Annotated in this window: 25 protein-coding genes; 11 read left to right on the forward strand and 14 right to left on the reverse strand. The window is 63.6% G+C overall.

Features of this window, described 5'->3' with window-relative positions; translation table 11 throughout:
* Window positions 1-208: 208 nt before the first annotated feature.
* Entirely contained in the window at window positions 209-757 is a 549-nt protein-coding gene (locus tag NKJ80_RS21240; RefSeq protein WP_031355754.1) for an invasion associated locus B family protein, read from the forward strand.
* A gap of 55 nt (window positions 758-812) precedes the next feature.
* Here the strand turns inward: NKJ80_RS21240 and NKJ80_RS21245 are convergent, their stop codons facing one another.
* The 9 genes from NKJ80_RS21245 to NKJ80_RS21285 form a co-directional block, all read right to left on the reverse strand.
* On the reverse strand, window positions 813-2,321 hold the full coding sequence (locus NKJ80_RS21245; protein ID WP_023685709.1) for an aldehyde dehydrogenase family protein: 1,509 nt from the start codon (window positions 2,319-2,321) through the stop codon (window positions 813-815).
* A 20-nt stretch (window positions 2,322-2,341) separates the two neighbouring features.
* Window positions 2,342-2,686 (reverse strand): cupin domain-containing protein, encoded by a 345-nt coding sequence (locus NKJ80_RS21250; RefSeq protein ID WP_023672951.1) that lies wholly within the window; start codon window positions 2,684-2,686, stop codon window positions 2,342-2,344.
* A 23-nt stretch (window positions 2,687-2,709) separates the two neighbouring features.
* Window positions 2,710-3,051, reverse strand: coding sequence for a cupin domain-containing protein (locus NKJ80_RS21255; RefSeq protein WP_023672950.1), 342 nt, complete (start codon window positions 3,049-3,051; stop codon window positions 2,710-2,712).
* A 21-nt stretch (window positions 3,052-3,072) separates the two neighbouring features.
* Entirely contained in the window at window positions 3,073-3,423 is a 351-nt protein-coding gene (locus NKJ80_RS21260) for a cupin domain-containing protein (RefSeq protein WP_023698843.1), read from the reverse strand.
* Window positions 3,420-4,694 (reverse strand): glycosyltransferase, encoded by a 1,275-nt coding sequence (locus tag NKJ80_RS21265; RefSeq protein ID WP_352498258.1) that lies wholly within the window; start codon window positions 4,692-4,694, stop codon window positions 3,420-3,422. The genes NKJ80_RS21260 and NKJ80_RS21265 overlap by 4 nt, the downstream gene beginning before the upstream one ends.
* A 9-nt stretch (window positions 4,695-4,703) precedes the next feature.
* On the reverse strand, window positions 4,704-5,777 hold the full coding sequence (locus tag NKJ80_RS21270) for an ABC transporter ATP-binding protein (protein ID WP_352498259.1): 1,074 nt from the start codon (window positions 5,775-5,777) through the stop codon (window positions 4,704-4,706).
* Window positions 5,774-6,565, reverse strand: a complete 792-nt coding sequence (locus NKJ80_RS21275; RefSeq protein ID WP_023704267.1) for an ABC transporter permease — start codon at window positions 6,563-6,565, stop codon at window positions 5,774-5,776. Before NKJ80_RS21275 ends, NKJ80_RS21270 begins: the two co-directional genes overlap by 4 nt.
* Before the next feature lie 186 nt (window positions 6,566-6,751).
* Window positions 6,752-7,594, reverse strand: coding sequence for an ABC transporter permease (locus NKJ80_RS21280; protein ID WP_023704266.1), 843 nt, complete (start codon window positions 7,592-7,594; stop codon window positions 6,752-6,754).
* Window positions 7,595-7,688: 94 nt separating this feature from the next.
* Window positions 7,689-8,753: a polyamine ABC transporter substrate-binding protein gene (locus tag NKJ80_RS21285; protein WP_023698839.1), complete on the reverse strand. Its 1,065-nt coding sequence runs from the start codon at window positions 8,751-8,753 to the stop codon at window positions 7,689-7,691.
* Between the two features lie 235 nt (window positions 8,754-8,988).
* Between NKJ80_RS21285 and NKJ80_RS21290 the strand changes: the two genes are divergently transcribed.
* The 5 genes from NKJ80_RS21290 to ggt are packed head-to-tail and all read left to right on the forward strand — an operon-like array spanning window position 8,989 to window position 15,542.
* Window positions 8,989-9,927: a GntR family transcriptional regulator gene (locus NKJ80_RS21290; protein WP_023698838.1), complete on the forward strand. Its 939-nt coding sequence runs from the start codon at window positions 8,989-8,991 to the stop codon at window positions 9,925-9,927.
* Between the two features lie 10 nt (window positions 9,928-9,937).
* Window positions 9,938-11,221: a glycosyltransferase gene (locus NKJ80_RS21295; RefSeq protein WP_023698837.1), complete on the forward strand. Its 1,284-nt coding sequence runs from the start codon at window positions 9,938-9,940 to the stop codon at window positions 11,219-11,221.
* A gap of 6 nt (window positions 11,222-11,227) precedes the next feature.
* Window positions 11,228-12,610 carry a glutamine synthetase family protein gene (locus NKJ80_RS21300; protein WP_023698836.1) on the forward strand — a complete coding sequence of 461 codons (1,383 nt, stop codon included), beginning with the start codon at window positions 11,228-11,230 and terminating at the stop codon, window positions 12,608-12,610.
* Between the two features lie 2 nt (window positions 12,611-12,612).
* Window positions 12,613-13,914: an NAD(P)/FAD-dependent oxidoreductase gene (locus NKJ80_RS21305; RefSeq protein WP_031201307.1), complete on the forward strand. Its 1,302-nt coding sequence runs from the start codon at window positions 12,613-12,615 to the stop codon at window positions 13,912-13,914.
* Window positions 13,915-13,955: 41 nt separating this feature from the next.
* Window positions 13,956-15,542: a gamma-glutamyltransferase gene (ggt, locus tag NKJ80_RS21310; protein ID WP_352498260.1), complete on the forward strand. Its 1,587-nt coding sequence runs from the start codon at window positions 13,956-13,958 to the stop codon at window positions 15,540-15,542.
* Window positions 15,543-15,564: 22 nt separating this feature from the next.
* On the opposite strand, the gene NKJ80_RS21315 is transcribed toward ggt, so the two are convergent.
* From NKJ80_RS21315 to NKJ80_RS21335, 5 genes are all read right to left on the reverse strand, one after another.
* Window positions 15,565-15,729, reverse strand: a complete 165-nt coding sequence (locus NKJ80_RS21315) for a hypothetical protein (protein ID WP_023698833.1) — start codon at window positions 15,727-15,729, stop codon at window positions 15,565-15,567.
* The gene (locus NKJ80_RS21320; protein WP_352498261.1) at window positions 15,726-16,781 is read right to left on the reverse strand and encodes an ABC transporter ATP-binding protein; all 1,056 of its coding nucleotides are present in this window, start codon (window positions 16,779-16,781) and stop codon (window positions 15,726-15,728) included. Before NKJ80_RS21320 ends, NKJ80_RS21315 begins: the two co-directional genes overlap by 4 nt.
* 12 nt (window positions 16,782-16,793) lie before the next feature.
* Window positions 16,794-17,627 (reverse strand): carbohydrate ABC transporter permease, encoded by an 834-nt coding sequence (locus tag NKJ80_RS21325; protein ID WP_352498262.1) that lies wholly within the window; start codon window positions 17,625-17,627, stop codon window positions 16,794-16,796.
* Between the two features lie 10 nt (window positions 17,628-17,637).
* On the reverse strand, window positions 17,638-18,570 hold the full coding sequence (locus tag NKJ80_RS21330; RefSeq protein ID WP_352498263.1) for a carbohydrate ABC transporter permease: 933 nt from the start codon (window positions 18,568-18,570) through the stop codon (window positions 17,638-17,640).
* 67 nt (window positions 18,571-18,637) lie between these two features.
* Window positions 18,638-19,951, reverse strand: a complete 1,314-nt coding sequence (locus tag NKJ80_RS21335) for an ABC transporter substrate-binding protein (RefSeq protein WP_352498264.1) — start codon at window positions 19,949-19,951, stop codon at window positions 18,638-18,640.
* A gap of 237 nt (window positions 19,952-20,188) precedes the next feature.
* Between NKJ80_RS21335 and NKJ80_RS21340 the strand changes: the two genes are divergently transcribed.
* The 5 genes from NKJ80_RS21340 to NKJ80_RS21360 are packed head-to-tail and all read left to right on the forward strand — an operon-like array spanning window position 20,189 to window position 25,226.
* Entirely contained in the window at window positions 20,189-20,866 is a 678-nt protein-coding gene (locus NKJ80_RS21340; protein ID WP_352498265.1) for a beta/alpha barrel domain-containing protein, read from the forward strand.
* Window positions 20,866-22,323, forward strand: a complete 1,458-nt coding sequence (locus NKJ80_RS21345; RefSeq protein ID WP_352498266.1) for a xylulokinase — start codon at window positions 20,866-20,868, stop codon at window positions 22,321-22,323. Before NKJ80_RS21340 ends, NKJ80_RS21345 begins: the two co-directional genes overlap by 1 nt.
* A gap of 14 nt (window positions 22,324-22,337) precedes the next feature.
* The gene (locus NKJ80_RS21350; protein ID WP_352498267.1) at window positions 22,338-23,630 is read left to right on the forward strand and encodes an iron-containing alcohol dehydrogenase; all 1,293 of its coding nucleotides are present in this window, start codon (window positions 22,338-22,340) and stop codon (window positions 23,628-23,630) included.
* Window positions 23,631-23,637: 7 nt separating this feature from the next.
* Window positions 23,638-24,441, forward strand: a complete 804-nt coding sequence (locus tag NKJ80_RS21355) for an HAD-IIB family hydrolase (protein ID WP_352498334.1) — start codon at window positions 23,638-23,640, stop codon at window positions 24,439-24,441.
* 2 nt (window positions 24,442-24,443) lie between these two features.
* Complete coding sequence (locus NKJ80_RS21360; RefSeq protein WP_023824655.1) at window positions 24,444-25,226, forward strand: DeoR/GlpR family DNA-binding transcription regulator; 783 nt, start codon at window positions 24,444-24,446, stop codon at window positions 25,224-25,226.

Genomic DNA, 25,226 nt, shown 5'->3' on the forward strand with positions numbered 1-25,226 from the left:
GAGTACACGCTCCGTCGCTAATACTATCCGAATCCCAGTGTATAGCGAGCATGATTGTTTGCTTTACACGTACAAGATTTCAAAGTTGTTTATTGTGACAATTCAGCAACAGTAATTTAGCCCGAGCTCATGTATCGTATTGGCTTCCCCGCCAGGCTCGGCTGTTGTATCAACGCGCTCGGCGAAACCCTGACACGACGAGGATCGGGTGGCTTCATTGCTGAGAACCGTTTGTGGGCGGGCCGCCTGGGTCGGCGCGCTATGGCTGGTCGTGTCGGCAGGGTCGGCGCTTGCCGAAGAGCCGAAGTCAACCAAATCTGCCGAGACAAAGCCTGCAGAAGGCAATCCGTGGGCGCTAAACTGCTCCAGCGGATCGGCCGGCATCGAGCTTCAATGCCAGGTCTCCCAAAACCTTACCGAAGCCAAGACGGGGCAGCGCGTTCTTACCGTTACGCTTCGCCGCGACAATGGCAACGGCAACCTCGCCATGCTGCTGGCCTTGCCGCACGGGCTGTTCCTGCCTTCCGGCGCCTCGTACCAGATCGACCAGGGGCAGAAGACGACCATCGCCATCCAGACCAGCGACCAGAACGGCGCCTATGCCGCGACCCCTTTGTCGGCGGACCTCGTCAAGGCGATGAAATCGGGAACCAACCTGAACATCGGCATGGAGTCGGTGACGCGCAAGCCGGTGACCATTCCGGTCTCGCTTGCCGGATTCACTGCCGCGATCGACAAGCTTCAAGCGTTGAAATAGCCGGCCTATCTCGGCAGATGCGTAAGCATCAGCTTACGTTGTGGACTGGCCGGGCTCACACGTGCTTGCGGCCGCCTGTCTCGCGGAACCAGCTGTCGGGGTAGGGGTACCACCAGTCCTGGATCGCCGGTCTGTGGTCGATGATGACCATCTTGGAGCGTCGGAAGGCGTCGAGTCCCTGGCGTCCCAGCTCGCGGCCAAGGCCTGATGCCTTCCAGCCGCCGAAGGGCAGGGCGTCATTGTCGATCAGCGGGTTGTTGACCCAGACCATGCCGGCCTCGAGCCGCTCGGCCGCCTCATGCGCCTCGGCGAGGTCGGTGGTGAACACCGAGGCGCCAAGCCCGAACGGGCTGTCATTGGCAAGCCGGATCGCTTCGTCGAAGTCCTTTACGCGGCAGATGGCGGCGACCGGCCCGAAACACTCTTCGCGCACGATCGCCATATCGGGTGTAACCCCGGTCAGGATCGTAGGCTCGTAGAACCAGCCAGTGTTGTGCGCCGGCGGAATGCGCCCGCCGGCAACGGCTATAGCGCCGTTGCTGATGGCATCATCGACCAGCCGCATCACTTTCGCTCGCGCGGCCTCGCTGACCAGCGGGCCGATCTCGGTCTTGTCCATGCCATTGCCGATGCGCAGCGCCCGCGTCTTCTCGGCGAACAGCTCGACGAAGCGATCGTGAACCGATTCGACGACGAAGAAGCGCTCGGCCGAAGTGCACACCTGGCCGGTGAGGTGGAAGGCTGCGGTGACGCTGCCGGCAGCGGCCACCTCCAGCGGAGCGTACTCGCTGACAATCAGCGGATCGCTGCCGCCGGCTTCGATGACGCAAGGCTTCATGCGCTCGGCGCAGGCGACTGCCACGGCTTTGCCGGCGGCGACCGAGCCGGTGAAGGCGACAGCGTGGGTGCGCTCGGAGGCGATCAGCGCCTGCGCGGTGGCGGCCGTGCCAGGCAGGCAGGCGACCAGCCCTTCCGGCAGTGAACGGAACACCGTCATGTAGTCCAGCGTCGACAGCGTCGTCGCTTCGGCCGGCTTGATGACGCAGCCATTGCCGGCGGCAAGCGAGGCCGCAACGGTCCAGCACATCAGCAGGATCGGGAAGTTGTAAGGCATGATGTGCACGGAGACGCCATACGGCTCGTAGCGCGCATACTGGAACGACCCGGCCTGCGTCGTACCGGCGATCTTGCCGGCGTCGTCGCGCGCCATCTCGGCATAGTAGCGGAAGATCGGCGCGCAATTGGCGATCTCGCCGATTGCTTCGGGATAAGGCTTGCCCATCTCGCGCACCATCAGCTCTGCGCAGCGGGTGAAGTCCGCCGCCTCGATGGCGTTGGCGACCGCATGCAGATGCTTTGCCCGGCTCTTGGCATCGAGCTTCTTCCAGGCGGCTTGTGCCGTGGTTGCGGCACACAGCACCGCATCGACCTCACCGTCCGTTGCGGCGGAGATCGAGCCGACGGTCTCCAGCGTCGCCGGATCGATCACCGGTTTTGCCGTGCCGGTCATCGGCCGGTAGTCCGGATTGACGAAGAAAGCCGGCCGTTCAGCGGAGAATTGCATGGTCGTCCTTTCAGGTCCGCTCAGCGGATCATGTAGACCTTCTTGATGGTCTCATGGACGGTGCAGACGCCTTTCCAATTCTGAGGAAAGAACGCCGCCGTGTCCGGCTCGATCTGGATGACCTCGCCCGATTCGTGCACATAGGTGCAGCGGCCCTCGAGGAAGTGGCAGAACTCGTCGCGGGTGACATGGCAGTGCCATTTGCCGGGGGTGCAGACCCACAGGCCGCATTCCGAACGGCCCTCCGGCCCCTTGTAGAGCAGCTTGCCCGAGGTGTGGGACACGCCCTCGATCATGGTCGGGATGACGCCCCAGTCGACGAGGTCGGTGATGGCAAGCGGGGATTGCATGATGGGCGTGGTCATGGCGATTTCCTTTAAAAAAGTGCTCAGCGGCACATGAAGGCCTTGGTCAGTGTTTGCGTGATGGTGGAGGTGCCGGCCCAGCCGGCGGGGAAGAACACCAGCATGCCGGCCTCGACCGGGATCTCTTCGCCATTCTCGCGGACATAGGTCCCGCGGCCCGACAGGAAATGGCAGAACTCGTCGGCGGCAAAGGTAACCTTGCGGCTGCCTGGCGTGCACGACCACAGGCCGCATTCGCTTGAGCCGTCCGGGTTCTGCGAGAGGATCCTGCCCGAGGCGCGCGGCGAGCCGGCAAGCGTGTTGCTGCCCCCGCCCCAGTCCTCCAGTTTCACGGTCGAGGCCTTTGGCCAGTGCGGTGTCGGCATATTGGGAAGCTCCGTTACTGTTCAAGCCAGCATGTAGACGTTGCGCATGGTCTCATGCACGGTGCATTCGCCTGTCCAGCCGGCAGGGAACATGACCACGGTCCCGGCTGCGACTTCTACCACCTCCCCGGCATCCGACCGGTACGTCGCGCGGCCGGCGACGAAATGGCACAATTCGTCGCGCGGAATCGAGAGCCGCCAGCGGCCGGGCGTGCAGACCCAGATGCCGGATTCCGGCTGGTTGTTGGGTGCTTTGTGGACAAGCCTGCCGGTCGAATGCGACGCGCCGTCCAGCGCGTCGGACTGGGCGCCCCAGTCGACGAGGTCGGTGCGGGTGGAGGCTTGGTAGAGGTGTGGGGCGGAGGAGGTCACAGAAGCGCCTCCAGCAGCCCGGCTGCCTTCTCAGGCCCGTTCTGGGCCTGCATCCGCGCCGAGGTCTTCGCCAGCCTGATCTTCATCTTGGTGTCAGTCAGGCAGGCTTCGATCCTGCTGATCAGCTGGGCGTCGCTCCAGTCGTAGCGCGGCATACCGAAGCCGTGGCCGGTTTCCTGGACGCGGGTGGCGTTGTCGTGGCCGTCCCAGACATAGGGCATGATGATGGCCGGCTTGCCGAAATAGAGGCACTCTGTGAACGAGTTGTTGCCGCCATGGTGGATGACCGCATCGACTTGCGGAATGACCGAAGGCTGCGGAAACCAGCTCTCGACGATGACGTTGCCCGGCACATCCGTGTACTGGTCCTTGTAGCCGCCGACATTGACCAGCGCGCGGTAACGGGTCTTGCCCAGTGTTGTGATGATGCGCTTCAACAAATCGACATCGCCGGCGCCGAGGCTGCCGAAGGAAACATAGAGCAGCGGCCCGTCATTGTTCTCGGCGAAGGTCGGCACGGCGTATGGCTTTTCCTGCCGCACGCAGCCTTCGAGATACTGGAATTTTGTCGTATCAAGCGGATGGCGGCGTTTGAACTTTGCCGCTTCGGGATAGAGCAGGAGATTGAGATAGGGCGAGGCCTCGAAGAACTGACCGACCGGGTATGGCGCTTCATTGTTTGCGGTGAGGAAGGCGTTGAAGTCGTCGTGGATGGGCTTGATCACCGCATTGAAATGATCGCGATAGCGCTGGTGGCCGACATGGTCGTTTTCGCCGCAACCGGAGAGATGCGGCGGGATGTCCTCATCCTCGATCTCGTTTTCCGAGCAGGAGATGACGCGCACCCAAGGCTTGCCGAACTGTTTGATGGCCGGAAACAGGATCACATTGTCGACGCAAATGACATCAGGCTTGATGGCGGCCAGGACTCGCGGCAAATCCTTCTGCGCCCATTTGGCGCTGTCGACGATCGCGGTCCAGCAATCCTTCACGTAATTGTCGACCTGATCGTAGGGCGATTTGCGGAAGTTCGGGATGTGGCCGTTGATGAAGTCTTCCCAGAATTTCGCCATCTGCTCGGGCGGCATCGGCTCCGACAGGTTCACCGGATGCGCTTCGAAGCCGTAACCCTTGTAGACATCGACAAAGCCGGGGTCGGACAGGAACACTGCCTTATGGCCGCGCGCCTCGACCGCTTGCGCGATGCCGACCGAATTGAGCGCCGGGCCGTAGGCCGCTTCGGGAAAAAACGCGATCGTCTTCTGCGCCATCAAGCTCTCCTATTCCTGAAAAATTCTGACATCGGCGGCGTCCCAGCCGAGTTCGACCTGATCGCCCGACGAGACCGGCCGGCGGTCGGCGGCATCGGCGGTGACGCGCACCAGAAATGGTTTTGGCGACAGAGGCGTGCGGATATGCAACTGCAGGTCCAGCCCGTGATAGGCCAGCGCCTCGACCATGCCGGCGGTGCGGTTGGCGGTCTCGGGTGACGGGAACAGCCGGATGCGTTCGGGTCGCACCGAGGCCACGGCGGAAGCGCCGGGTGAAAGCGCGGCGGGAACCTTGCCGGCAATGCGCGCGCCGTTCGCGGCGATCACGCCATCCGCAGACACCTTGCCCGGTACGAAATTCATTACGCCGATGAAGTCGGCGACGAAACGGTCGGCGGGATGCTCGTAGATCGCATGCGGCGCGTCGCATTGCAGCAACTGGCCGTCCTTGAGCACCGCCATGCGGTCGGCCATGACGAGTGACTCTTCCTGGTCGTGGGTGACGATGACGAAGGTGATGCCGACTTCGTGCTGCAGGCGCTTCAGCTCCAACTGCATGGCGCCGCGCAGTTTCTTGTCGAGCGCCCCGAGCGGTTCGTCGAGCAGCAGCAACCGAGGCCGTTTGACCAGCGCGCGGGCGAGCGCGACGCGCTGCTTCTGGCCACCCGACAATTGCTCAGGCTTACGGTCGGCGAAGGGGACAAGCTCGGTGGTGGCCAGAATGGCCTCGACGCGGGAACGGATTTCAGCTTTCGGCAAGCGCTCCATCTCCAGCCCGTAGGAGACATTGGCGCGCACGCTCATATGCGGGAACAGCGCGTAGGACTGGAACATCAGATTGACCGGCCGCTTGTTGGGCGGGGTCCGGGCGATGTCCTTGCCATCGAGCAGTATGCGGCCGCCCGTAGGTGTCTCGAAGCCCGCCAGCATGCGCAGCAGCGTGGTCTTGCCGCAGCCGGAAGGACCGAGCAGCGCGAAGAACTCGTTCTCGCGGATATCGAGCGAGATGCCGTCGACGGCGGTGACCCGGCCGAACGTCTTCGACACGTTATCAATGGCCAGCAGCGTGCGCGGTTCGCTCATGGGCCGATGATCCCACGGTTGATCCGCTGCGACAGGGTCAGCGCGGTGATCGATACCGCCATGACGATGGTCGCCAGCGCGTTGATCTCCGGCGTGATGCCGAAGCGGATCATGGCGTAGATCTGCATCGGCAGCGTCGTCGAGGCGCGGCCGGCACCGGCGGTGAAGAAGGCGATGATGAACTCGTCGACCGAGAGCGTGAAGGCAAGCAGAGCGCCGGCAATCACTGCCGGCGCGATGACCGGCAATGTCACACGCCGGAAGGTGGTCAGAGCCGAGGCGCCGAGGTCGGCGGAGGCCTCGACGATCGACCAGTCGAAACTCTTCAGCCTTGCGCGCACCACCGAGCAGACGAAAGCGAGGTTGAAGACGACATGGGCGAGGATGATGGTGTGCAGGCCCATGGTGAGGTTGAGCATCGAAAAGAACGAGAGAAGCGCAATCGCCAGCACGATGTCGGGGATGATCATCGGCGCGAAGATCAGGGCTTCGAGGCCTTTGCCATATTGCCGGCGCATCTCGACGCCGATCGCCAGCAGCGTGCCGAGCAATGTGGCGATTGCGGTCGAGACCAGCGCCACGATCAGCGTGTTGAGCGCTGCAGACAGGATGGCGCTGTTCGAAGTTAGCGAAATGTACCATTTCAGCGAGAAGCCCGACCATGCCGTCGGCAATCCGCCTTCGTTGAAGGACAGCGCCACCAGCACGGCGATCGGGATGTAGAGGAAGGCGAAGACGAGGGTGAGAATCGTCCGCATGCCGAGCGTACGGGTGAAGGAATGGGTCATCGCCGGCCTCCGGCAATTGGAAGGCAAGCGAACGACCAGAGTCCTTCTCCCCGTTCACGGGGAGAAGATACCGGCAGGCAGATGAGGGGCAGCGCTGAGCGTCGCAAAGGTTGACGCCGCCCCTCATCCGCCCCTTTGGGGCACCTTCTCCCCGTGAACGGGGAGAAGGCAAGAATTGCGCAGCGCTCAGCCATCGACGTCGCCCCTTGCCTCAGCCGCACGCCCCGCGGCGCGGTCGGCGGCGAGCGCCTGCGCCATCAGCACCAGAAGCATGATGGCGATCAGCGCCATGGCGAGCGCTGCGCCGAACGGCCAGTCATTGGCAGTCAGGAACTGGTCGTAGACGAGGTTGCCGATCATCTGGAAGTGGCCGCCACCGAGCAGCGCCGGGGTGACAAAATTGCCGATCGACAGCACGAAGACGAAGACAGCACCCGCAGCGATGCCGGGCACGGTCAGCGGCAGGATGACACGTCGGAAGGTGGTGGCAGCGGAGGCGCCGAGATCGCGCGATGCCTCGGTCAGTTCCGGGTTGAGGCGCGACAGCGGCGCGTAGCAGGCGAGGATGACGAAGGGCAGATAGTTGTAGACGAGGCCTGCGATGACCGAGCCTTCGGTATAGAGCATCGAGGGCGGTTCGCCGGTGTAGCCGAACCAGCGCAAGAGCTGGGTGATCAGCCCTTCGCGGTTCAGCAGCACGATCCAGGCATAGGTGCGGATCAGATAGTTGGACCAGAACGGCAGCACGGCGAAGAACAGGAAAATTGGCTGCCACCGGCGCGGTGCGGCGGCAATTGCATAGGCCGCGGCATAGCCGATCACGACTGCGATGAGCGTCGCGGTACCGGCGATACGTGCTGAGTTGAGGAAGATGCCGGCATAGAGCGGGTCGAAGACCAGCCCGAAATTCCCCAGCGTGAAGGTGTAGTCGATGCCGCCATAGACGCCGCGCCGGAAGAAGGCGAGCGCCAGCACCAGGGCGCATGGGATAACCATCAGCGCGGTCAGCCAGACCAGCGCCGGGGCCATCAGCAGAGAGGAACGAAGTCGGGTCTGGGACAATTTCTCGGGTACCGCTCAGGGCCGGCGGCAGAAGTGCTGCCGGCCGTGAAGTCTGCGCCGCTTACTGCGCGGCCTTGATCTCGCTGACGATCTTGGAATAGTCGCGCTGGGCTTCGCCGACGTCACGCAACTGCTCGAACTTGACGAGATCGGCCACCGGCATCGCCATGTTGGGGAATTTGGCCAGGAAGTCGGCCGGCAGGCTTTCCATCGCCGGCTTGTTCGGCACCTTGTAGTCGATGTTCTGCGCCGCCCAGGCGTGGTTCTTGGCGTCGAGCATGAAGTTGATGAACTTGAAGGCGTCGTCCTTGTGCTCGGACGCCTTCATCACCACCATCGTGTCGACCCACAGGTCCGAACCTTCTTTAGGGATGACGTATTTGATCTCCGGCTTGTCGGCGATGCCGTAATTGCACCAGCCGTCCCAGGCCTGCACCATCAGCGCCTCGCCGGAAACCAGCTTGGAATAGAAGGTGGTGTCGTCATAGGCGAGCAGGGTCTTCTTGGCGGAGATCAGGAGGTCCTTGACCTCGGCCATCTTGGCCGGGTCGGTCTCGTTGACCGAATAGCCCTTGTCGAGCTGCCCGGCGGCCAGCAGCCAGCGATCGGTCGCCAGCATGGTGGTCTTGCCCTTCATCTCGTCGGAAGGGGCGAGCAGGTCGCTCCAGCTCGTGGGCGCCGTCTTGACAAGGTCAGAGCGGTAGCAGAGGCCCGTCGTGCCCCAGGTGTAAGGCACGGAGAAAGCGTTGCCGGCATCGTGCGGCAGCTTGGTCGCTTCGGGATAGAGGTTGGCGAGGTTGGGGATCTTGGCATGGTCGATCGGCTCGGTCAGGCCAAGCTTGTTTAATACTTCGGCGAAGGGCGAGGAGACGAAGACCACGTCATAGCCCTTGCCGCCGGCGGCAATCAGCTTGCCCATGATCTCTTCATTGGTGGCGTGCACCACCACTTCGCCGGCAACGCCGGTGGCGGTCTTGAAAGCGGCCATGGCGTCGGGTGCCATGTACCCATCCCAGTTCGAAATAACGAGGTCGGCTGCGGCGGCCGGCCCCGAGAGCGTCAGGGCGAGACCGAGAGCGATTGAGGATGTATTGAGCGCACGGCGCCGCAGGCTGGTAGCGGTCATGGCAGTCTCCCATTCGGTTTGATCGTCGAAATCATTTGCCGGACCAAGGCCGGCGACGCGCGCGCCTGCCTCGATCCTGTTCCCTCGGTCTTTTCTCGCCGATTGTGCCGACAGTACTATTGCAGAAAAAAGTACGTCAATCCATAATCTGTCAACCGACGGAGGAATTTGGCCGATTGTCCCTGTTCCGGCGATCAGCCAGACCAATGCGCCACATTCGCATTCGAGAAAAGTCATGCAAGCCGTAGCCAGACGACCTCGCACCAACCATCTCGATCTGGCGCAGCGCATCCTGGATGTGGCGCGGCAGCGTGGCTTCGAGCCTGGCGCCCGCCTGCCCGAACAGCAGATCGCCTCGCTGTGCAATGTCTCGCGCACGCCCGTACGCGCCGCACTCGGCCTGCTCGCGGAACGGGGCGTGGTGCGCTGGGAGGCCGACAGCGGTTATCATCTGACGGTCGACCTCGCCGCCCAGCCCGCCATTGCCGCCGAACTACCCAGTGCGGAGGAAGACGAGCTCGCCGAAGCCATCCTGCGCGACCGCTCGGCGCGACGGTTGGACCAGACGGTGACCATCGCGGGGCTGATGCGACGCTACGACGCTGATCGCAAGACGGTACTAAAAGCACTTAACAAACTGACCGACGAGAATCTTCTGGATCGTGCGCCTGGGCAATCCTGGTTGTTTCGCCGCGCGCCGGACGATCCGGAGGCGCAAGGCGAAAGCTACGAGTTCCGCCTGGTGCTGGAGCCGGCGGCCATCCTGACGCCAGGCTTTCGGCTGGACGGGGCGCGGGCAGCAATGTTGCGGCAAGGCATGGAAGCGCTTGCAGCGCTGCCGGACGAGACATTCGACACGCGCGAGTTCCAGCGGCTGGACATGGATTTTCATGGCATGATCGCCGAGGGCTGCGCCAACCGTTTTGTGTCGGATGCATTGGCCGATCATCTCCGCCTGCGCCGGCTGCCGGGCATCTATTCCGGCGTCAACGTGTTTCGGCTGCGGCAATCGTTGCGCGAACACTCGGGCATACTCGACTATCTTGAAAGCCGGCAGTATGAGGTGGCTGCCGATCTGCTTCGCATCCACCTGCGGCTCTCCCGCAGCCAGCGACCGCAAGCAGCCAGCCGCGGAGCTCCCGCACTGTTCAGCATGATCAGCCGGCCGGATTGAAGAGGAATAATTGACGCGTAAAGCCAGCCCGACCATCGCGCTGTTTCCCGAAGCCAGTTTCGGCGCCGCGTTGAATTGCGTCGGTATCGCACAGGCATTGCGCGCACGGGGCGCTCGCCCCGTCTTCATCTGCCATGCCGGCTTCTCCGGCGTCTTTACCGACTATGGCTTCCAGGAATACCATCTGCCGACGGATGAGCCGCTGAGCGACAGCGACCGCCAGAGCTATTGGCAGGCCTTCGTGCGCCGGCACCTGCCGCATTTCCGGCTGAGCCCGATCGACCAGCTCGAGACCTATGTCGCGCCGACCTGGCAAGCGATCGTCGACACCGCCGTCAACGCCGAGGCGCCGCTGCGCCAATTGCTGGCGCGGCTGAAGCCGGACGCGGTGGTGCTCGACAACGTCATCATGTTCCCGGCGATCGCCGCCGCCGGCTGCCCGTGGGTGCGCGTCGTCTCCTGTGCCGAGACGGAACTGCCGGATGCCGAGGTGCCGCCCTATCTCTCGGGGATGGGTGCCGACGACCCGCAACGTGCGGCGTTCGAAGCGCGCTATCTCGCGGCCTCCGCACCCGCGCATGAGCGCTTCAACCGTTTTCGTGCGGATGCCGGCCTGGCGCCATTGCCCAAGGGCCTGTTCCTCGAGACATCACCCGACCTCAATCTGCTGCTGACGCCAGCGATCGTACGGCGTGAGCGGGCCGAGCCGCTCGACCCCAAACGCTTTGTCTATCTCGAAGGCTGCGTGCGTTCGGAAGGGCCATTCGAGGTGCCGGTGTTTCCGCGCAATGGCGGCCCGCTGGTCTATGTCAGCTTCGGCAGCCTCGGCGCGATGGATGTCGGGCTGATCGAGCGCATGCTCGCCGTCTTCGACAGGCTGCCGGCGCGCTTCATCGTCAATGCCGGCGGCCTGCGCGACGCCTATCGCGCGGTGCCGGACAATGTCTATCTCGACGCCTGGTTTCCGCAGCCTTCGGTGGTGGCGAAGTCGGACCTGTTCATCCACCATGGCGGCAACAACAGCTTTTGCGAGGCGCTGCGCTTCGGCGTGCCGTCGCTGATCATGCCCTATTGCTGGGACGGTCACGACAATGCGCAACGCGCGGGAGAGACAGGTGTCGGCGACCATATCGGCCGCGACGCCTGGACGGAAGGGGGATTGGAGAGAGCCATTCTCGGCCTGCTGGCCGACGATGCGATGCGCGCCCGCCTCAGGGACAATGCTGCCAAGATGGCGCTGACCCCTGGAACGGATGTGGCCGCGCAAGCCATACTCTCTCTCATAGGTACGTGAACCAAAATGCAGGACAAAAATACCAACACCGCTCTCTTCACCGGCAACGATCCCAAGGCCTGGCTCGCCCAGCACGGCATCACGGAGGTCGAGTGCCTGGTGCCCGACATGAATGGCGTGCTGCGCGGCAAGGCGCTGCCGACGGTGAAATTCCTCAAGGCGCTGGAAGACCGCGCACTCTACCTGCCGAGCAGCGCTTTCCTGGTCAGCATCGATGGCCGCTACTCCGGTTCCATCGACGAAGGCTTTGCCTATCAAGACCCGGATATGCGCATGGTGCCTGATATGTCGACGCTGTGCCTGGCGCCGGGCGGTGGCGTCGGCAAAGCCTATGTCTTCGCCGACGCCTTCCACATGCAAGGCAAGCCCTGGATGGCCTCGCCACGACATGTGCTGCGCGCCGTGCTCGATCTCTACCGGAAGCGCGGTTGGCGCGCGGTGGTGGCGCCGGAAATCGAATTCTATCTGACCGCGCCCAATCCGAATCCCGACCAGCCGCTGACGGCACCGGTTGGCGCCAATGGCCGCGCCGAGGGCTCGCAGCATCCCTATGACATGGTGGCGCTGGAAGAATTCGAGCCGGTGATAAGGCGCGTCTATGATTATGCCGCAGCCGCCGGCCTGCCGCTCGACACGCTGATCCATGAGTCCGGCACCGCGCAGCTGGAGATCAATCTCTTGCACGGCGACGCGGTGCCGCTCGCCGACCAGGTGCTGCTGTTCAAGCGGCTGACTCGCCAAGCGGCGCAACAGAGCGGCATGCACGCGACCTTCATGGCCAAGCCGATCGCGGCGCAGGCGGGAAGCTCGATGCATCTGCACATGTCTGTCGTCGATGAAACGACAGGCGCCGCGCTGTTTGCCGACAGAGATGATGCAGACACCGAAATGTTCGGCCATTTCATCGGCGGCCTGCAGAGATATGTGCCCGAGATCATGCCGCTGTTCGCACCCAACGTGAACTCGTTCCGCCGCATCCGGCCGAACCACAGCGCACCGGCCAACATCGAATGGTCGCATGACAACCGCTCTTGCGGCCTGCGCGTGCCGGCAGGTGGCCGCGCCGCCCGGCGGGTAGAGAACCGCTTGCCGGGAGCGGATTGCAATCCCTATCTGGCGATCGCCGGTTCGCTGCTTGCCGGCTATCTCGGCGTCGAGCAGAAGCTGGCGCGCTCGGCTGAGGCCTCGGGCAATGCCTACAAGATCAAAAGCACGCTGCCGAAAACGATGGAGGAGGCGCTTGATCGTTTCATTGCTTGCGAGCCGGTGCGGGCATTGCTCGGCGAGGATTTTTTCCAGACCTATCTGCGCGTCAAGAGCGTCGAACTCGACCTGTTCCAGAGCGTGGTGACGAGCTGGGAACGCGACCATTTGCTGCTGAAGGTGTGATCATGGCCTCCGGCTCAACGGGTTTCAATTCGAGCCTCGATATCGGCAATTCCTATTATGTCGCCACCGCCAATCCGGCGCCGGACCATCCGGCGCTGGTGGGAGATGTCGGCGCCGATCTGGTGGTGGTCGGCGGCGGCTGCACCGGCCTGTCGGCCGCCCTTCATGCCGCCGAGCGCGGCCTGAAGGTGGTGCTGCTCGAAGGCGGCAAGATCGGCTGGGGCGCGTCGGGCCGCAATGGCGGCCAGATGATCCCTGGCCTGCGCAAAGGCGCCAAGGGGTTGGTCAAGCTTTACGGCCCCGAGCGGGCGAAGGCGCTGTTCGACCTCGCCTTCGAGGCGCGGGGCCTGGTGCTCGACATCATCGAGCGCCACGCCATCGATTGCGATCTGCGGCTGACCGGCCATCTCGTCGGTGCCGTTAATGGCTCCGACCTCAGGGATCTCGAAGACGAGGCCAAATGCCTCGAGAGCGTGATGAAGTTCCGCGACGTCGAGATCCTGTCGGCGGCGCAGGCACGCGGCAAGGTGGACACGCCCTATCATGGCGCGATGTATGAGCCGCTTGGCGGCCATATGCATCCGCTGAACTACACGCTCGGCCTTGCCCGTGCCGCCGTGGCGGCCGGTGTCGTCATCCATGAAAATTCCGTCGCGGTAAAGCTGGAGCGCGAGCCTTCGATCCGGGTCTCGACGGCGCAGGGGTCGGTAAGGGCCAAACATGTCGTGCTGGCCGGCGACGCGTTGCTGCATGGGCTGGAGCCGCGCGTCAACAGCCGCATCATGCCGGTCGGCAACTACATCGTCGCCACCGAACCGCTGGAGGGCAAACACAATGTCATCCCGGCCAATGTCGCGGTGTCCGACACGCGCTTCGTCGTCAACTACTACCGCATGTCGGCGGACGGTCGGCTGCTGTTCGGCGGCGGCGAGCGCTACACGCCATCGCCGCCGGCCGACATCGCCGGCTTCGTGCGGCCGCACATGGAGGCCACCTTCCCGCAACTGAAGGGCTGCCGCATCGATCATGCCTGGGGCGGTCTGGTGTCGGTGACCACGTCGCGGCTGCCGCATGTCGGGCACTATGGCGAGGTCTATTTCGCGCATGGCTATTCCGGCAAGGGCGTCATCCTGTCAACGCTGTCGGGCAAGCTCTTGGCCGAAGCGATTACGGGCGACGCCTCGCGGCTGGACCTGTTCTCGACGCTGACGCCGATGCCGTTCCCGGGCGGTACAGCGCTGCGGGGCCCGCTCTATGTGCTGGGGATGTTGTGGTACGCCATGCGCGACCGCATCAAGCATTGAAGGCTGCGGCCGGCGGGCGCGAAATCATTGGAGGCGATTGCATGCGTGATTTTCAGTTCCCCGGCCGCTCGCCAGTTCGCGCGACAGAAGCGATGGCGGCGACATCGCATCCGCTGGCGACGCTGGCCGCCATCGACATGCTGCGCTCCGGCGGCAATGCCATGGATGCCGCTGTCTGCGCTGCGGCGGTGCAAGGCGTCGTCGAGCCGCAATCGACCGGCATCGGCGGCGACTGTTTTGTGCTCTACAGTCCCAAAGGCGAGGGCGATGTTCTCGCTTTCAACGGCTCGGGGCGTTCGCCCGCTGCGGCAACCGCCGAATGGTATCTGGAGCGGGGGCATAGCGAACTGCCTGCGGCCGGACCGCATGCCGTCACCATACCAGGCGCCATCGATGCATGGTGCCGGCTACTCGAGGACCACGGAAAAAAGGGCATCGACGCCGCGCTGGCGCCAGCCATTCGCTATGCCGAACAAGGCTATGTCGTTTATGATCGCGTCGCCTTCGACTGGGCCGACGAGGTCGCCCTGCTCTCAGCCGATGAACACGCCGCGCGCATATTCCTGCCCGAGGGAAGGGCGCCGCAAGCCGGCGATGTGCATCGGCAGCCGCACTTGGCGGACACCTTGCGCATCATCGCCAACGGAGGCCGTGCAGGGTTTTATGAAGGTGAGGTCGCGGACGATCTGGTGGAACGTCTTCGCGCGCTGGGCGGGCTGCATGCATTGGAGGATTTCGCCGAGACCCAAGGCGACTACGTTACGTCGGTGAATACGTCCTATCGCGGCTACGATATCCATCAGATGCCACCGAACAATCAGGGCATGACGGCGCTGATCATGCTGAATGTGCTTTCGGGCTTCAGCCTTGGTTCGTTGGAGCCGAACAGTGCCCAGCGGCTGCATCTCGAGATCGAAGCCGGCCGGCTTGCCTACCAGGACCGCGATACTTTCATCGGCGACCAGGATTTCGTCCAGGTCCCCGTCGAACAACTGCTGTCGGCAGCCCATGCGGAGCGGCTGCGCGCCGCCATCGATCCGGCCCTCGCCATGACGCATCTGCCGCGGCTTGAGCTGTCGCGCAGCGACACCGTCTATATCTCCGTGGTCGACCGCGACCGCAATTCGGTCAGCTTCATCAACTCGACCTTCGGTTCCTTCGGCAGCGGCGTCGTCGGTCCCAAGACAGGCGTCGTGCTGCAGAATCGCGGCAGCAGTTTTCGCCTCACGGAAGGCCATCCAAATCGTATCGCGCCGCGAAAGCGACCGATGCACACCATCATGCCTGGCATGGCGACGCGAGGGGGTAAGGTGGTGATGCCGTTCGGGGTGATGGGCGGCGGCTACCAGCCGTTCGGCCATGTCCATCTGCTGACCAACATGATCGATTTCGGGATGGACCCGCAGCAGGCACTGGATGCGCCACGGGTGTTCTACAAGGACAATGCCGTGCTGGCCGAGCGCGGGATTCCGGCTGAGGCGATCGCCGGCCTGCGTCAGCGCGGCCATCAGGTTTCGATCGCCGAGGAGCCGCATGGCGGCGGCCAGTTGGTGCTGATCGATTGGGAAAAGGGCACGCTCACCGGTGCCTCCGATCCGCGCAAGGACGGTTGTGCGCTGGGCTACTGATCTGCGTTGCTGGAATGCGCATTCAGAACCAGATCAGCCAGACAAGCTGCAGGATTACCAGTGCAATGGCGTCCCAGAAGATGAGTTCGCCCATCGAGAACCAGCGCCGCGACCGGTTGAAGCTGTAGAACAGCCACCCGACCAAGGCTGCGGCGGCCAGCGGCACCAAAGCGAGCAGCGTGCTCACGGCAGTCGCGCTCCCGACACCGCATCGAATGTGTGCAGCGCCGCCGGCGGAAAGTGTAGATAAAGCGGCTGGCCGGGATCGAAAGCGCGATCGACATTCACGGTCCTGACGATCAGCGCGTTGGCCTCGCTCGTGGCGAAGATCAGCACGTCCGGCTCGACCGGTTCGACGACGTCGACGGCAAACAGGATGGCATAGCCGGCAGTCGCGTCGACAAGCTGGATCTGCTCGGGGCGAATGCCGAGCACGATGGGACCATCAGGCTTTCCCGGAAGCGGGCAAGTGAAACCGCTGGCGTGGAAGACGCCGGCGCGGACATCGCCATCGAACGTGTTCATCGCTGGACGGCCGATGAATTCAGCGATGAAGCGATTGGCAGGCCGCCGATAAATCTCGCGCGGGTCGTCGTACTGGATCAGTGCGCCTTCGCGCAACACCGCGACCCTGGTCGCCAGCGTCATCGCCTCTTCCTGGTCGTGTGTGACGAAGACGAAGGTCTTTTTCAGCTCGCGATGCAGACGCTTCAGCTCGGTGCGCATGTGGAGCCGCAACAAGGCGTCGAGATTGGACAGCGGCTCATCCATCAGACAGAGGCTAGGTTGCCAGACCAGGGCGCGGGCCACGGCGACGCGCTGCGCCTGGCCGCCCGACAATTGCGAAGGGCGGCGGTCGAGGTAACGGGTGATTTCGAGCAGCTCGGCCATGGCGCGGACGCAGCGGTCGAGCTCGGCAGCCGGCATCTTTCGGATGCGCAAGGGATAGGCGATGTTCTCGTAGACGCTCTTATGGCTGTAGAGCGCATAGTTCTGGAACACCATGCCCATGCCGCGCAGGCGCGGCGGCAGGTCGGTGACATCGAGGCCCTCGACCATGATGCGCCCGGCCGTGGGACGTTCAAGGCCGGCAAGCAGCCGGCAGGCTGTCGTCTTGCCGGAACCAGAGGGCCCGAGCAGAACCAGGAATTCGCCGGGCTCGAAAGCAAGGTCGAGCGCCTGCAGCGCCACCGTCCCGTCAGGGAAAGCCTTGGTGACGCCGTCGAAAACAATTGCCATGCAAGGATCCCTTCAACCCTTGACCGCGCCGAAGGTGAGGCCGCGGACGAGCTGTTTCTGGACAAGGAAAGTGAAAAGCACGATCGGCAGCGTCGCCACGATGGCGACCGCCGCGACTTGGCCCCATAGCGTGCCATGCGGCGTCACCAGCCCCGGTATGCCGACGGTCAGCGGCCGCCCGTCGAAGGCGACGAGGATGAAGGCGTAGAGGAACTCGTTCCACGACAGGATGAAGCAGAGCACGGCCGTCGCGCCGATGCCGGGTGCGGCCAGCGGTGCAACGACGAAGAAGAAGGCGCCGAGCCGCGAGCGGCCGTCCATCATCGCGGCCTCGTCGATCTCCCTGGGGATTTCGGCGAAGAAGCCGCGCATCATCCAGACGACGAGCGACAGGTTGAAGGAGGTGTGGGCGATCACAACGGCGTAGATGGTGTCGATCAGGCCCAGCGAGGTGAAGAACAGGAACAGCGGCACGGCGATCGAGATCGGCGGCGCCATGCGCGTGGTCAGGAAGAAGAAGAACAGGTCTTCCTTGCCTGGAAAATCCGAGCGGGCAAAGCCGTAGGCGGCCGGCGCGCCGATGACGATGCAGAGCACCGTCGACGAGACCGAGATCAGCACCGAATTGATCGCCAGCGGCCAGTATTCCTTGTCGATGAAGACGGCGGGATAGTTGGCAAGCGTCGGCGAAAAAATCCATTTCGGCACAGAAGACAGAAGATCGACGCGGTTCTTGAACGACGCCAGCACCATCCAGACATAAGGGGTCAGCGCCACCACGACGGCGACGAGCAACACCGACCAGGCAAAGCTTTTCCAGGCGCGGTTGGTGGATTGATCGATCATCGCCGCGCCCTCAAAACGCCGCCGCCTGCTTGCGGCTCGACCAGTAGACGGCCTTGTAGAAGACGGAGCACAGGATCAGCACGACGAGATAGATCATGAAGGCGACCGCGGCGCCGTAGCCGAGGTCCCAGTTGCGGAAGTTGACGCGGTAGGCGTAGATCGACACCAGTTCGGTCAGCGTTCCCGGACCGCCGCCGGTCATCAGGAAAACCTTGTCGAACTCCTTGAAGGCATCGATGCCGCGCAGCAATAGCACCAGCGCGATGACGGGCCGCAGCAGCGGCAGCATGACATCGCAAAAGATCTGAAACGGTTTTGCGCCATCCATCATCGCCGCCTCGAACGGCGCGCGCGGCAGGCTCATCATCCCGGCGAGCATGATCAGGGTGACGAAGGGCGTCCACTGCCAGACATCGATGGCGACGATGGTCGGAAACACCAGGTCGGGTGCCGAAAGCACCGCCGAATTCTGCGCCAGCAGGCCAACCTTGCGCATGTAGAAGGTGAGCATGCCGAAATCGCCCTGCAACAGCAGCCGCCAGATCAGCCCGACGGCGACCGGCGCAATCATCATCGGGATGAGCAGCAGTGTGGTGAGAAGCCGCTGGCCGGCGACGAAGCGGAAGATCAGGAAGGCCAGCGCAAAGCCGAGCAGGAATTCGAGGCCGACGGCGATGATGACGAATTTCAGCGTCAGCAGGAACGATGCCCAGAAGAATGGATCGTTGCGCATCAGCTTGCGGAAATTGTCGAAGCCGACGAAGGCGCCCCCATGGCTGGCATCAGCGAAGCTGAGGTCGGTCAGCGCGGTGTAGACCATGTAGTAGAACGGGCCGACCAGGAAGACGACGACGAGCAGTGTCGCCGGCAGTATCAAGAGCGGTCCCACCCCACGGTCGAGAAGCGGCATTCCGCGGCGCGGCGATGGAGTGCGGTTCGTCACGGGCGTTTCCTGCGGACAAGAACGGCTACCCGCTTGTGCGGGTAGCCTCTGCGCGACATCTCAAGGCCTATCGTGCCGGATAGGTCATTGGTGCGCAAGAACCGAGCAATGTCGAGATATCGGTGGCGGCGGTGTCGAGGGCGGCCTGCGCCTCCTTTTCGCCGGCGAGGTAGGACGACAATTCGCGCACCAGTATGTCGGTCATCTCGGCCGATTGCGGCAGCGTCGCCTTCGGCACCGCATGCTCGTTGGCCTCCATCGAAGCCTTGGCATAGGGCAGCTTCTGCACCTCCGCCGAAGCATAGACATCGGGCCGACCTGAAGCGCCGCCATTGAGATGCTGTTCGAGCTGACGGTCATAGCCCATCATCCACTGGACGAAGAGGAAGGCGGCCTGCTGGTTCTTCGAATAGACCGGGATGAGATAGGTCCAGCCCTCGACCTGGCCGATCTTGCCGCCGTCGCCTTGCGGCACGAGATCGAAGCCAACCTTGCCGACCACCGTGGAGGCCGTGGTGTCGACCGACACGGCATAGGTTGCGTCGTTCCACATGATCAGCTCGGCGACCTTGGCTTGCTGCATCAGCGCCATGACATCATCCCAGAAATAGTTGAGGCTGTCCGGCGGCGAGAATTGCAGCAGGCTCTTGTAATATTCGAGCGAGGCGACGGCCTTGGGGCTGTTGACGATGACCGGGCCGCAGGCCGAGCCGCTCTTCACGTCGAGCACGTCGCCGCCGAAGGAATAAAGGAAATTGAGCCACTCATACCACAGTGCCTCATGGCGCTTGCCCTGCAGGGCGGTGCCGTAAAAACCCTGGTCGGGGCGATAGAACCATTCGGCGATATCGCGGTACTGCTTCCAGTCCTTGGCGGGAGCGAGGTCGTAGCCATACTTGGCCTTGAAGCCTGCCTGCTCCTTGGGATCGGCGAGCAGGTCCGAGCGATACCACATGAACATGTTGAGCACTGTGAAGGGGAAGCCGTACTCCTTGCCGTCATACCAGGAGATTTCGTGCCAGGCAGTCTGGTAGAGCTGCTTCTCCGGCTCGAAGCTCGGATCGCGCAAAGCCGGGTCGGCCATCATCTTGGCGATTTCGACCAGATGGTTGTTGGTGGCGAACTTGCCGAGTTCGCGATGCGGCTGGATGATGACGTCGTAGCGGCCGCGGTGCGAGTTGAGATCGAGCTGCACCTTGTTGACGGCTTCCGAGTGCTCGTACATCTCGACTTCGACATGGATGCCGGTCTGTTTTTCAAACTCCGGCGCCATCTTCTTCAGCGCTTCGAGCGGCGGCAGCGCCTCGCCGACCATGCGGATGGTCTGGCCGCTATAGGGTTTCGACGCCTCTTTCAGATTCCACGCGGCCGCTTGTGTCACTTGCCACGTCAGGGGCCACACAAATACGGCTGCGACGAGCAGTCTGGACGCGGTACGTCTCAGCGGCTTGAGCATTCTTCCCTCTCCCTAGACGTCGTGCCTGGCGGGCCGGCGCCCGTTCTGTCATAAAATGTGTGGTACTGCAAATCAAAATGTGGCACCTTGCAACAAATGGTTGGGAGGTGTTAACAGACCGGCAGCAAACCGGCTTTCCCGACCAGGCGAGGGACCTTTCGGATGGACTTCATCTTCATGCTGACGCGCCACGATCGCACGGTCGAGGACTGTCTCGACCTGGTCGATTTGATTGAGCCGGTCGGCCTGAAGCATGTCGGCTTCAAGGATATTGGCGTCGCGCCGGATGTGCTGCGCAAGCTCGCTGTCGCCATTGGCCGGACAGGCGCCACCACTTACATGGAAGTTGTCTCGACGACGGCTGAGGCCTGCCTTAATTCCGCGCGCATCGCCAGGGATCTCGGCATCCAGCGCCTGCTAGGTGGTACTCAGGTCGACGAGATCATGGCGTTGCTGGAGGGGAGCGGCATCGAATACTACCCTTTTCCCGGGCGGCCGGTCGGCCATCCGACCAAGCTCGGCGGTTCGGCCGAGGATGTCGAGGCCGACTGCCGCGCCTTCGCCGAGAAGGGTTGTGCGGGATGCGACATCCTCGCCTATCGCGCCACCGAGGCCGACCCGGCCGAACTGGTGCGCGCAGCCCGGCGCGGGCTTGGTCCGTCGCGGCATCTGATCGTCGCCGGTGCTGTGGCATCAGCCGATCGGATCAAGGCAATCAAGCTGGCCGGCGCCAACGCTTTTACCATTGGCACAGCGGTTTTCGATGGCTCCTATTCGCCGACGAAAGGTTCTATCCTCTCGCAACTGCGGGATGTCCTGGCGGATTGCGAGCGTGTCTAATGCCAGTCATCGGCATCGATCTCGGCACACAAAGCCTGAAGGCGATCGTTGTCGACGACGAATTGCGGCTGCGTGGCGAGGCCGCTGTGCTGTACCAGCCGGCCTTCCCGGCGCCCGGCTGGGCCGAACAGAACCCGGCGCTGTGGCTGGCGGCGCTCAAGCCGGCCATTGCCGGCGCGCTCGACAAGGCTGGGCTTGCGCCGTCCGACATCAAGGGTATTGCCATTGCCGGCCAGCTCGACGGCTGCGTCGCGGTAGATGGCAATGGTGAGGCGCTGGCTCCGTGCATCATCTGGATGGACCGGCGGGCGGCAGGAGAGATCGCCGGCATCGATCCGGACTTCATCCGCGAGCGCACCGGTCTTGTCCTCGATGCCACGCATATGGCGGCGAAAATCCGCTGGGCAGCGCGCAACCTGCCCGAAGCGCGCCGGGTGGCGCTCTGGCATCAACCGGTATCGTTCGTGGTCGCGGCGCTGTGCGGTCGTGCCGTCATCGATCACGCGCTGGCCTCGACAACCATGCTCTATGGACTGAAGGAGCACAACTATGCCGGCGATCTGCTGGCGGCCTTCGACATCGATGCAGATAAATTGCCCGGCATCGACGATGCATCTGAGATCGCCGGCGCCTTGACGCACGCCGGCGCCGAGCTCACCGGTTTGCCTGTGGGCACGCCGCTGGCGGTCGGCACCGGCGATGATTTTTCGGCCGCCATAGGCGCCGGGGTCGTCGTGCCCGGTGTCGTCGCCTGCAATCTCGGCACGGCCGAGGTGGTCGGCGCGGTGTCCGGCACGCTTCGCCTCGACCCCGGCGGCCTGGTCGAGACCCATGGCTTTCTCGGCGACGGCTATTTCATCTCCAACCCCGGATGGCTCTCGGGCGGCGCGGTGACGTGGTTTCTAACAACCTTCGGCGTCGATTCGCCGGCAGCGATGTCGGAACTGGCGGCGACGGTGGTTGCCGGCAGCGACGATTTGCTGTTCTTGCCCGCGTTGTCCGGTGCCATGGCGCCGCGCTGGATCGCCGAAGCGCGTGCCGCTTTCTACGGCCTGACATCCTTCCACGGCAAAGCGGCCTGCGCTCGCGCAGTGCTGGAAGGCTGCGCCTTCGCCATGCGCGACGTTGTCGACCGGCTGGACGAGCTCGGCATAACAACCGGGCGCATCCGGCTCTCAGGCGGTGGCGCGCGCAGCCGGGTGTGGGGGCAAATCCGGGCCGATGTCAGCGGCAGGCCGGTCGAGATCGCGGGTGCGGCCGATGCCTCGCCGATCGGTGCGGCAATCCTTGCCGCCGCAGCCATCGGCCTTACCTCCTCAGTGCGGCAGGCGGCTGAAAGGCTGGCCGGCCACGTCGAGACGATCGACCCTGATCCTTCCGCCAAGGCCGCCTACGACAGAAGTTACCGCCGGTATCGCACCTTGTTCGATGCCCTGACCCCGCTTCATGCTGACTGACCGGACCGCATCCTATGTCCAGACAAATGCTCGATCGCCTTATTGCCGGCACGCTGCCTGACCCGGATAGCCAGGGAATGCTGTCGGTGCCGCTGAAGACCATCGTCATAGGGCGCGGTCTCGGCGACGAAGCCGATGCGCTGGTCAAGCCACTGCCGCTCGGCCGCAGGCTCGCCGTTGTCATGGATCCCGACACAAGGCTGGCGCTCGGCGAGAGAGTGTCGATTGCGCTGCGCGGCTCCAGCGATGTCGACAAGATCATCCTGCCGCGCCATCCGCATCCCGACATGGACGCCGTGCGATCGGTGATCGCCCGCACGAAAGATGCCAGCGGTCTGGTCGCGGTCGGATCGGGCTCGATCAATGACATCACTAAATATGCCGCCCATCTGACCCAAAAGCCCTATGCGGTGTTCGGCACCGCGCCGTCGATGAACGGCTACACCTCGGTGTCTGCGGCAATCACAGAGGACGGCCTGAAGAAATCGCTGACGGCGAGCCTGCCGGTCGGTGTCTTCCTCGATCTCGATGTCATGGCGCGAGCGCCGCACCGGCTGATCGCTGCCGGCTTCGGCGATTCGATGGCGCGGCCGACCGCGCAGACCGATTGGCTGATGGCGCATCTGTTGCTCGGCACGCCCTACCGGGAGGCGCCGTTCATGCTTCTGGCCGAGGACGAGAAGGCGCTTATCGCCAAGGCCGGCGAACTCGGGACCGGCGACATTGAGGCGATGGAAGTGCTGGTGCGCACGCTGGTCATGTCGGGCCTTGGCATGACTTTGTGCGGCGGCTCCTATCCGGCCAGTCAGGGCGAACATCTCATCGCCCACTATATCGACATGCGGGGCCAGGGATTGCCCGAGGCGCATCACGGCGAGCACATAGCGGTGACGACATTGACGATGGCGCGGCTGCAGGAACGCGTGCTGGCGCTGCGGGAGCTGCAGCTCGCGCCGTCCGCCGATACGCCAGACCGCTTCATCGAAATCTTCGGCGAAACGCTCGGACGTTCCTGCTGGGCGGCATTCAAGCCCAAGCTGCTGGACCGCGAACGGGCGGACGCTGTCAACACCATGCTGGCCAGGCAGTGGCGCTCGCATCGCGAAAGGCTGCTGCGGGTGGCACGCCCGGCGCGCGAGATCGCGGCAGCACTGCGTGCCGCCGGCGCCCCAACCACGCCGCAAGAGGTCGCCATACCGGCTGGCTTCTACGACGAGGCGGTCGCCAATGCGCGGCTGATCCGCGACAGGTTCACCATGCTCGACGTCGCTGCTGCCTCGCTCGAAACGGTTGCGGCGGGAGCCTGAGCGGGTGCTGCGTCCGCTCACCGACTTCACCGCGCCGGACCGGCGCAACATCGCTGTCGTGCTGACCGACATAGACGACACCTTGACCGACAACGGGCGGTTGCCGGCAAAAGCCTATGCGGCGCTCGAGCGGCTGAAGCAGGCCGGATTCATTGTCGCGCCGGTTACCGGCCGCCCTGCCGGCTGGTGCGACCTGATCGCCCGGCAATGGCCGGTGGACGGCGTGATCGGCGAGAACGGCGCCTTCTATTTCCGCTACGACGACGCCAAAAAGCGGATTGTTCGCCACTACGCCAAGAGCGCTGCCGAACGGCAGGCCGATGCCGCGCGCCTCAAGGAGATCGAGCAAACCGTTCTGCGCGAAGTTCCGGGTGCGGCGGTCGCGGCCGACCAGGCCTATCGCGAGGCCGATCTGGCGATCGATTTTTGCGAGGACGTGGCGCCGCTGCCCAAAACCGAGGTTCTGAAGATCATCGGCATCTTCCAGCGCTACGGCGCGACGGCGAAAATCTCGTCCATCCACGTCAATGGCTGGTTCGGCAAATACGACAAACTGTCGACAAGCCGGCTATTCTTGCAGGACTGTTTCGGTATAGATATCGACCACGACAAGGACAGCATTGTCTTCGTCGGCGATAGTCCAAACGATGCACCAATGTTCGGCTTCTTCCCCAACAGCGTCGGCGTCGCTAATGTGCTGGACTTCGCCGGCGAGCTTCCGGCGTCTCCCGCCTTCATCACAAGCGGGCGCGGCGCGCAAGGGTTTGCCGAGCTTGGCGACGCGCTGATTGCTGCAAAGGGAATGGAATAGTCATGGACCAAGGCCGACTGACGAAGAAGGAGCGGCACGCGCTTATCCTTTCGGAAGTGCGCCGGTCGGCGTCGATACGCATCTCCAAGCTCGCACGGCGCATCGGCGTCGCCGGCGAGACCATCCGCCGCGATCTCATCGAACTCGGCGATGCCGGGCTGATCAACCGCACCTATGGCGGTGCGACGATCTCGCTGGTGACATCAGAACCGGTGATTTCGGAGCGTGGCCTGACCCTGATCGAGGAGCGCGCCCGCATCGGCCGCGGCGCGGCAAGCCTTGTCGAGAAGGGCCAGATCGTGATGATCGATGGCGGTTCGACCACCTATGAGGTGGCGCGCAACCTTTCGCAGCTGAAGCGCGACCTGACCATCATCACCAATTCCACCGGAGTGGCCTCTGTGGCCGGCGCCAATCCGACCTTTCGGGTGCTGCTCTGCCCCGGGACCTATGATAGCCGGGAAGGCAGCGTGTTGGGCGAAGACACCGTCGAGTTCCTGCGCCGCTACAATGCCGACGTCGCCATTATCGGGGCATCGGGGATAAGCGCCGATGGTCCGAGCGACATGATCTCGGGCGCCGCAGCCGTTAAACGCGCAATGATATCGCGTTCACTGTCGACGGTGCTGGTGGTGACCCACGACAAGTTTGGCCGCAGCAGTCTGGAACGCATCTGCGGGCTCGATGACATTGCCGATATCGTCACCGACAGCGAACCGAAGGCCGACCTGCGCACTGCTGCCGAACAGGCGGGCACGGAGCTGCATGTGTTTGCCGCCGACTGA

The organism is Mesorhizobium sp. M0030 (assembly GCF_040323695.1).
GTDB lineage: Bacteria > Pseudomonadota > Alphaproteobacteria > Rhizobiales > Rhizobiaceae > Mesorhizobium.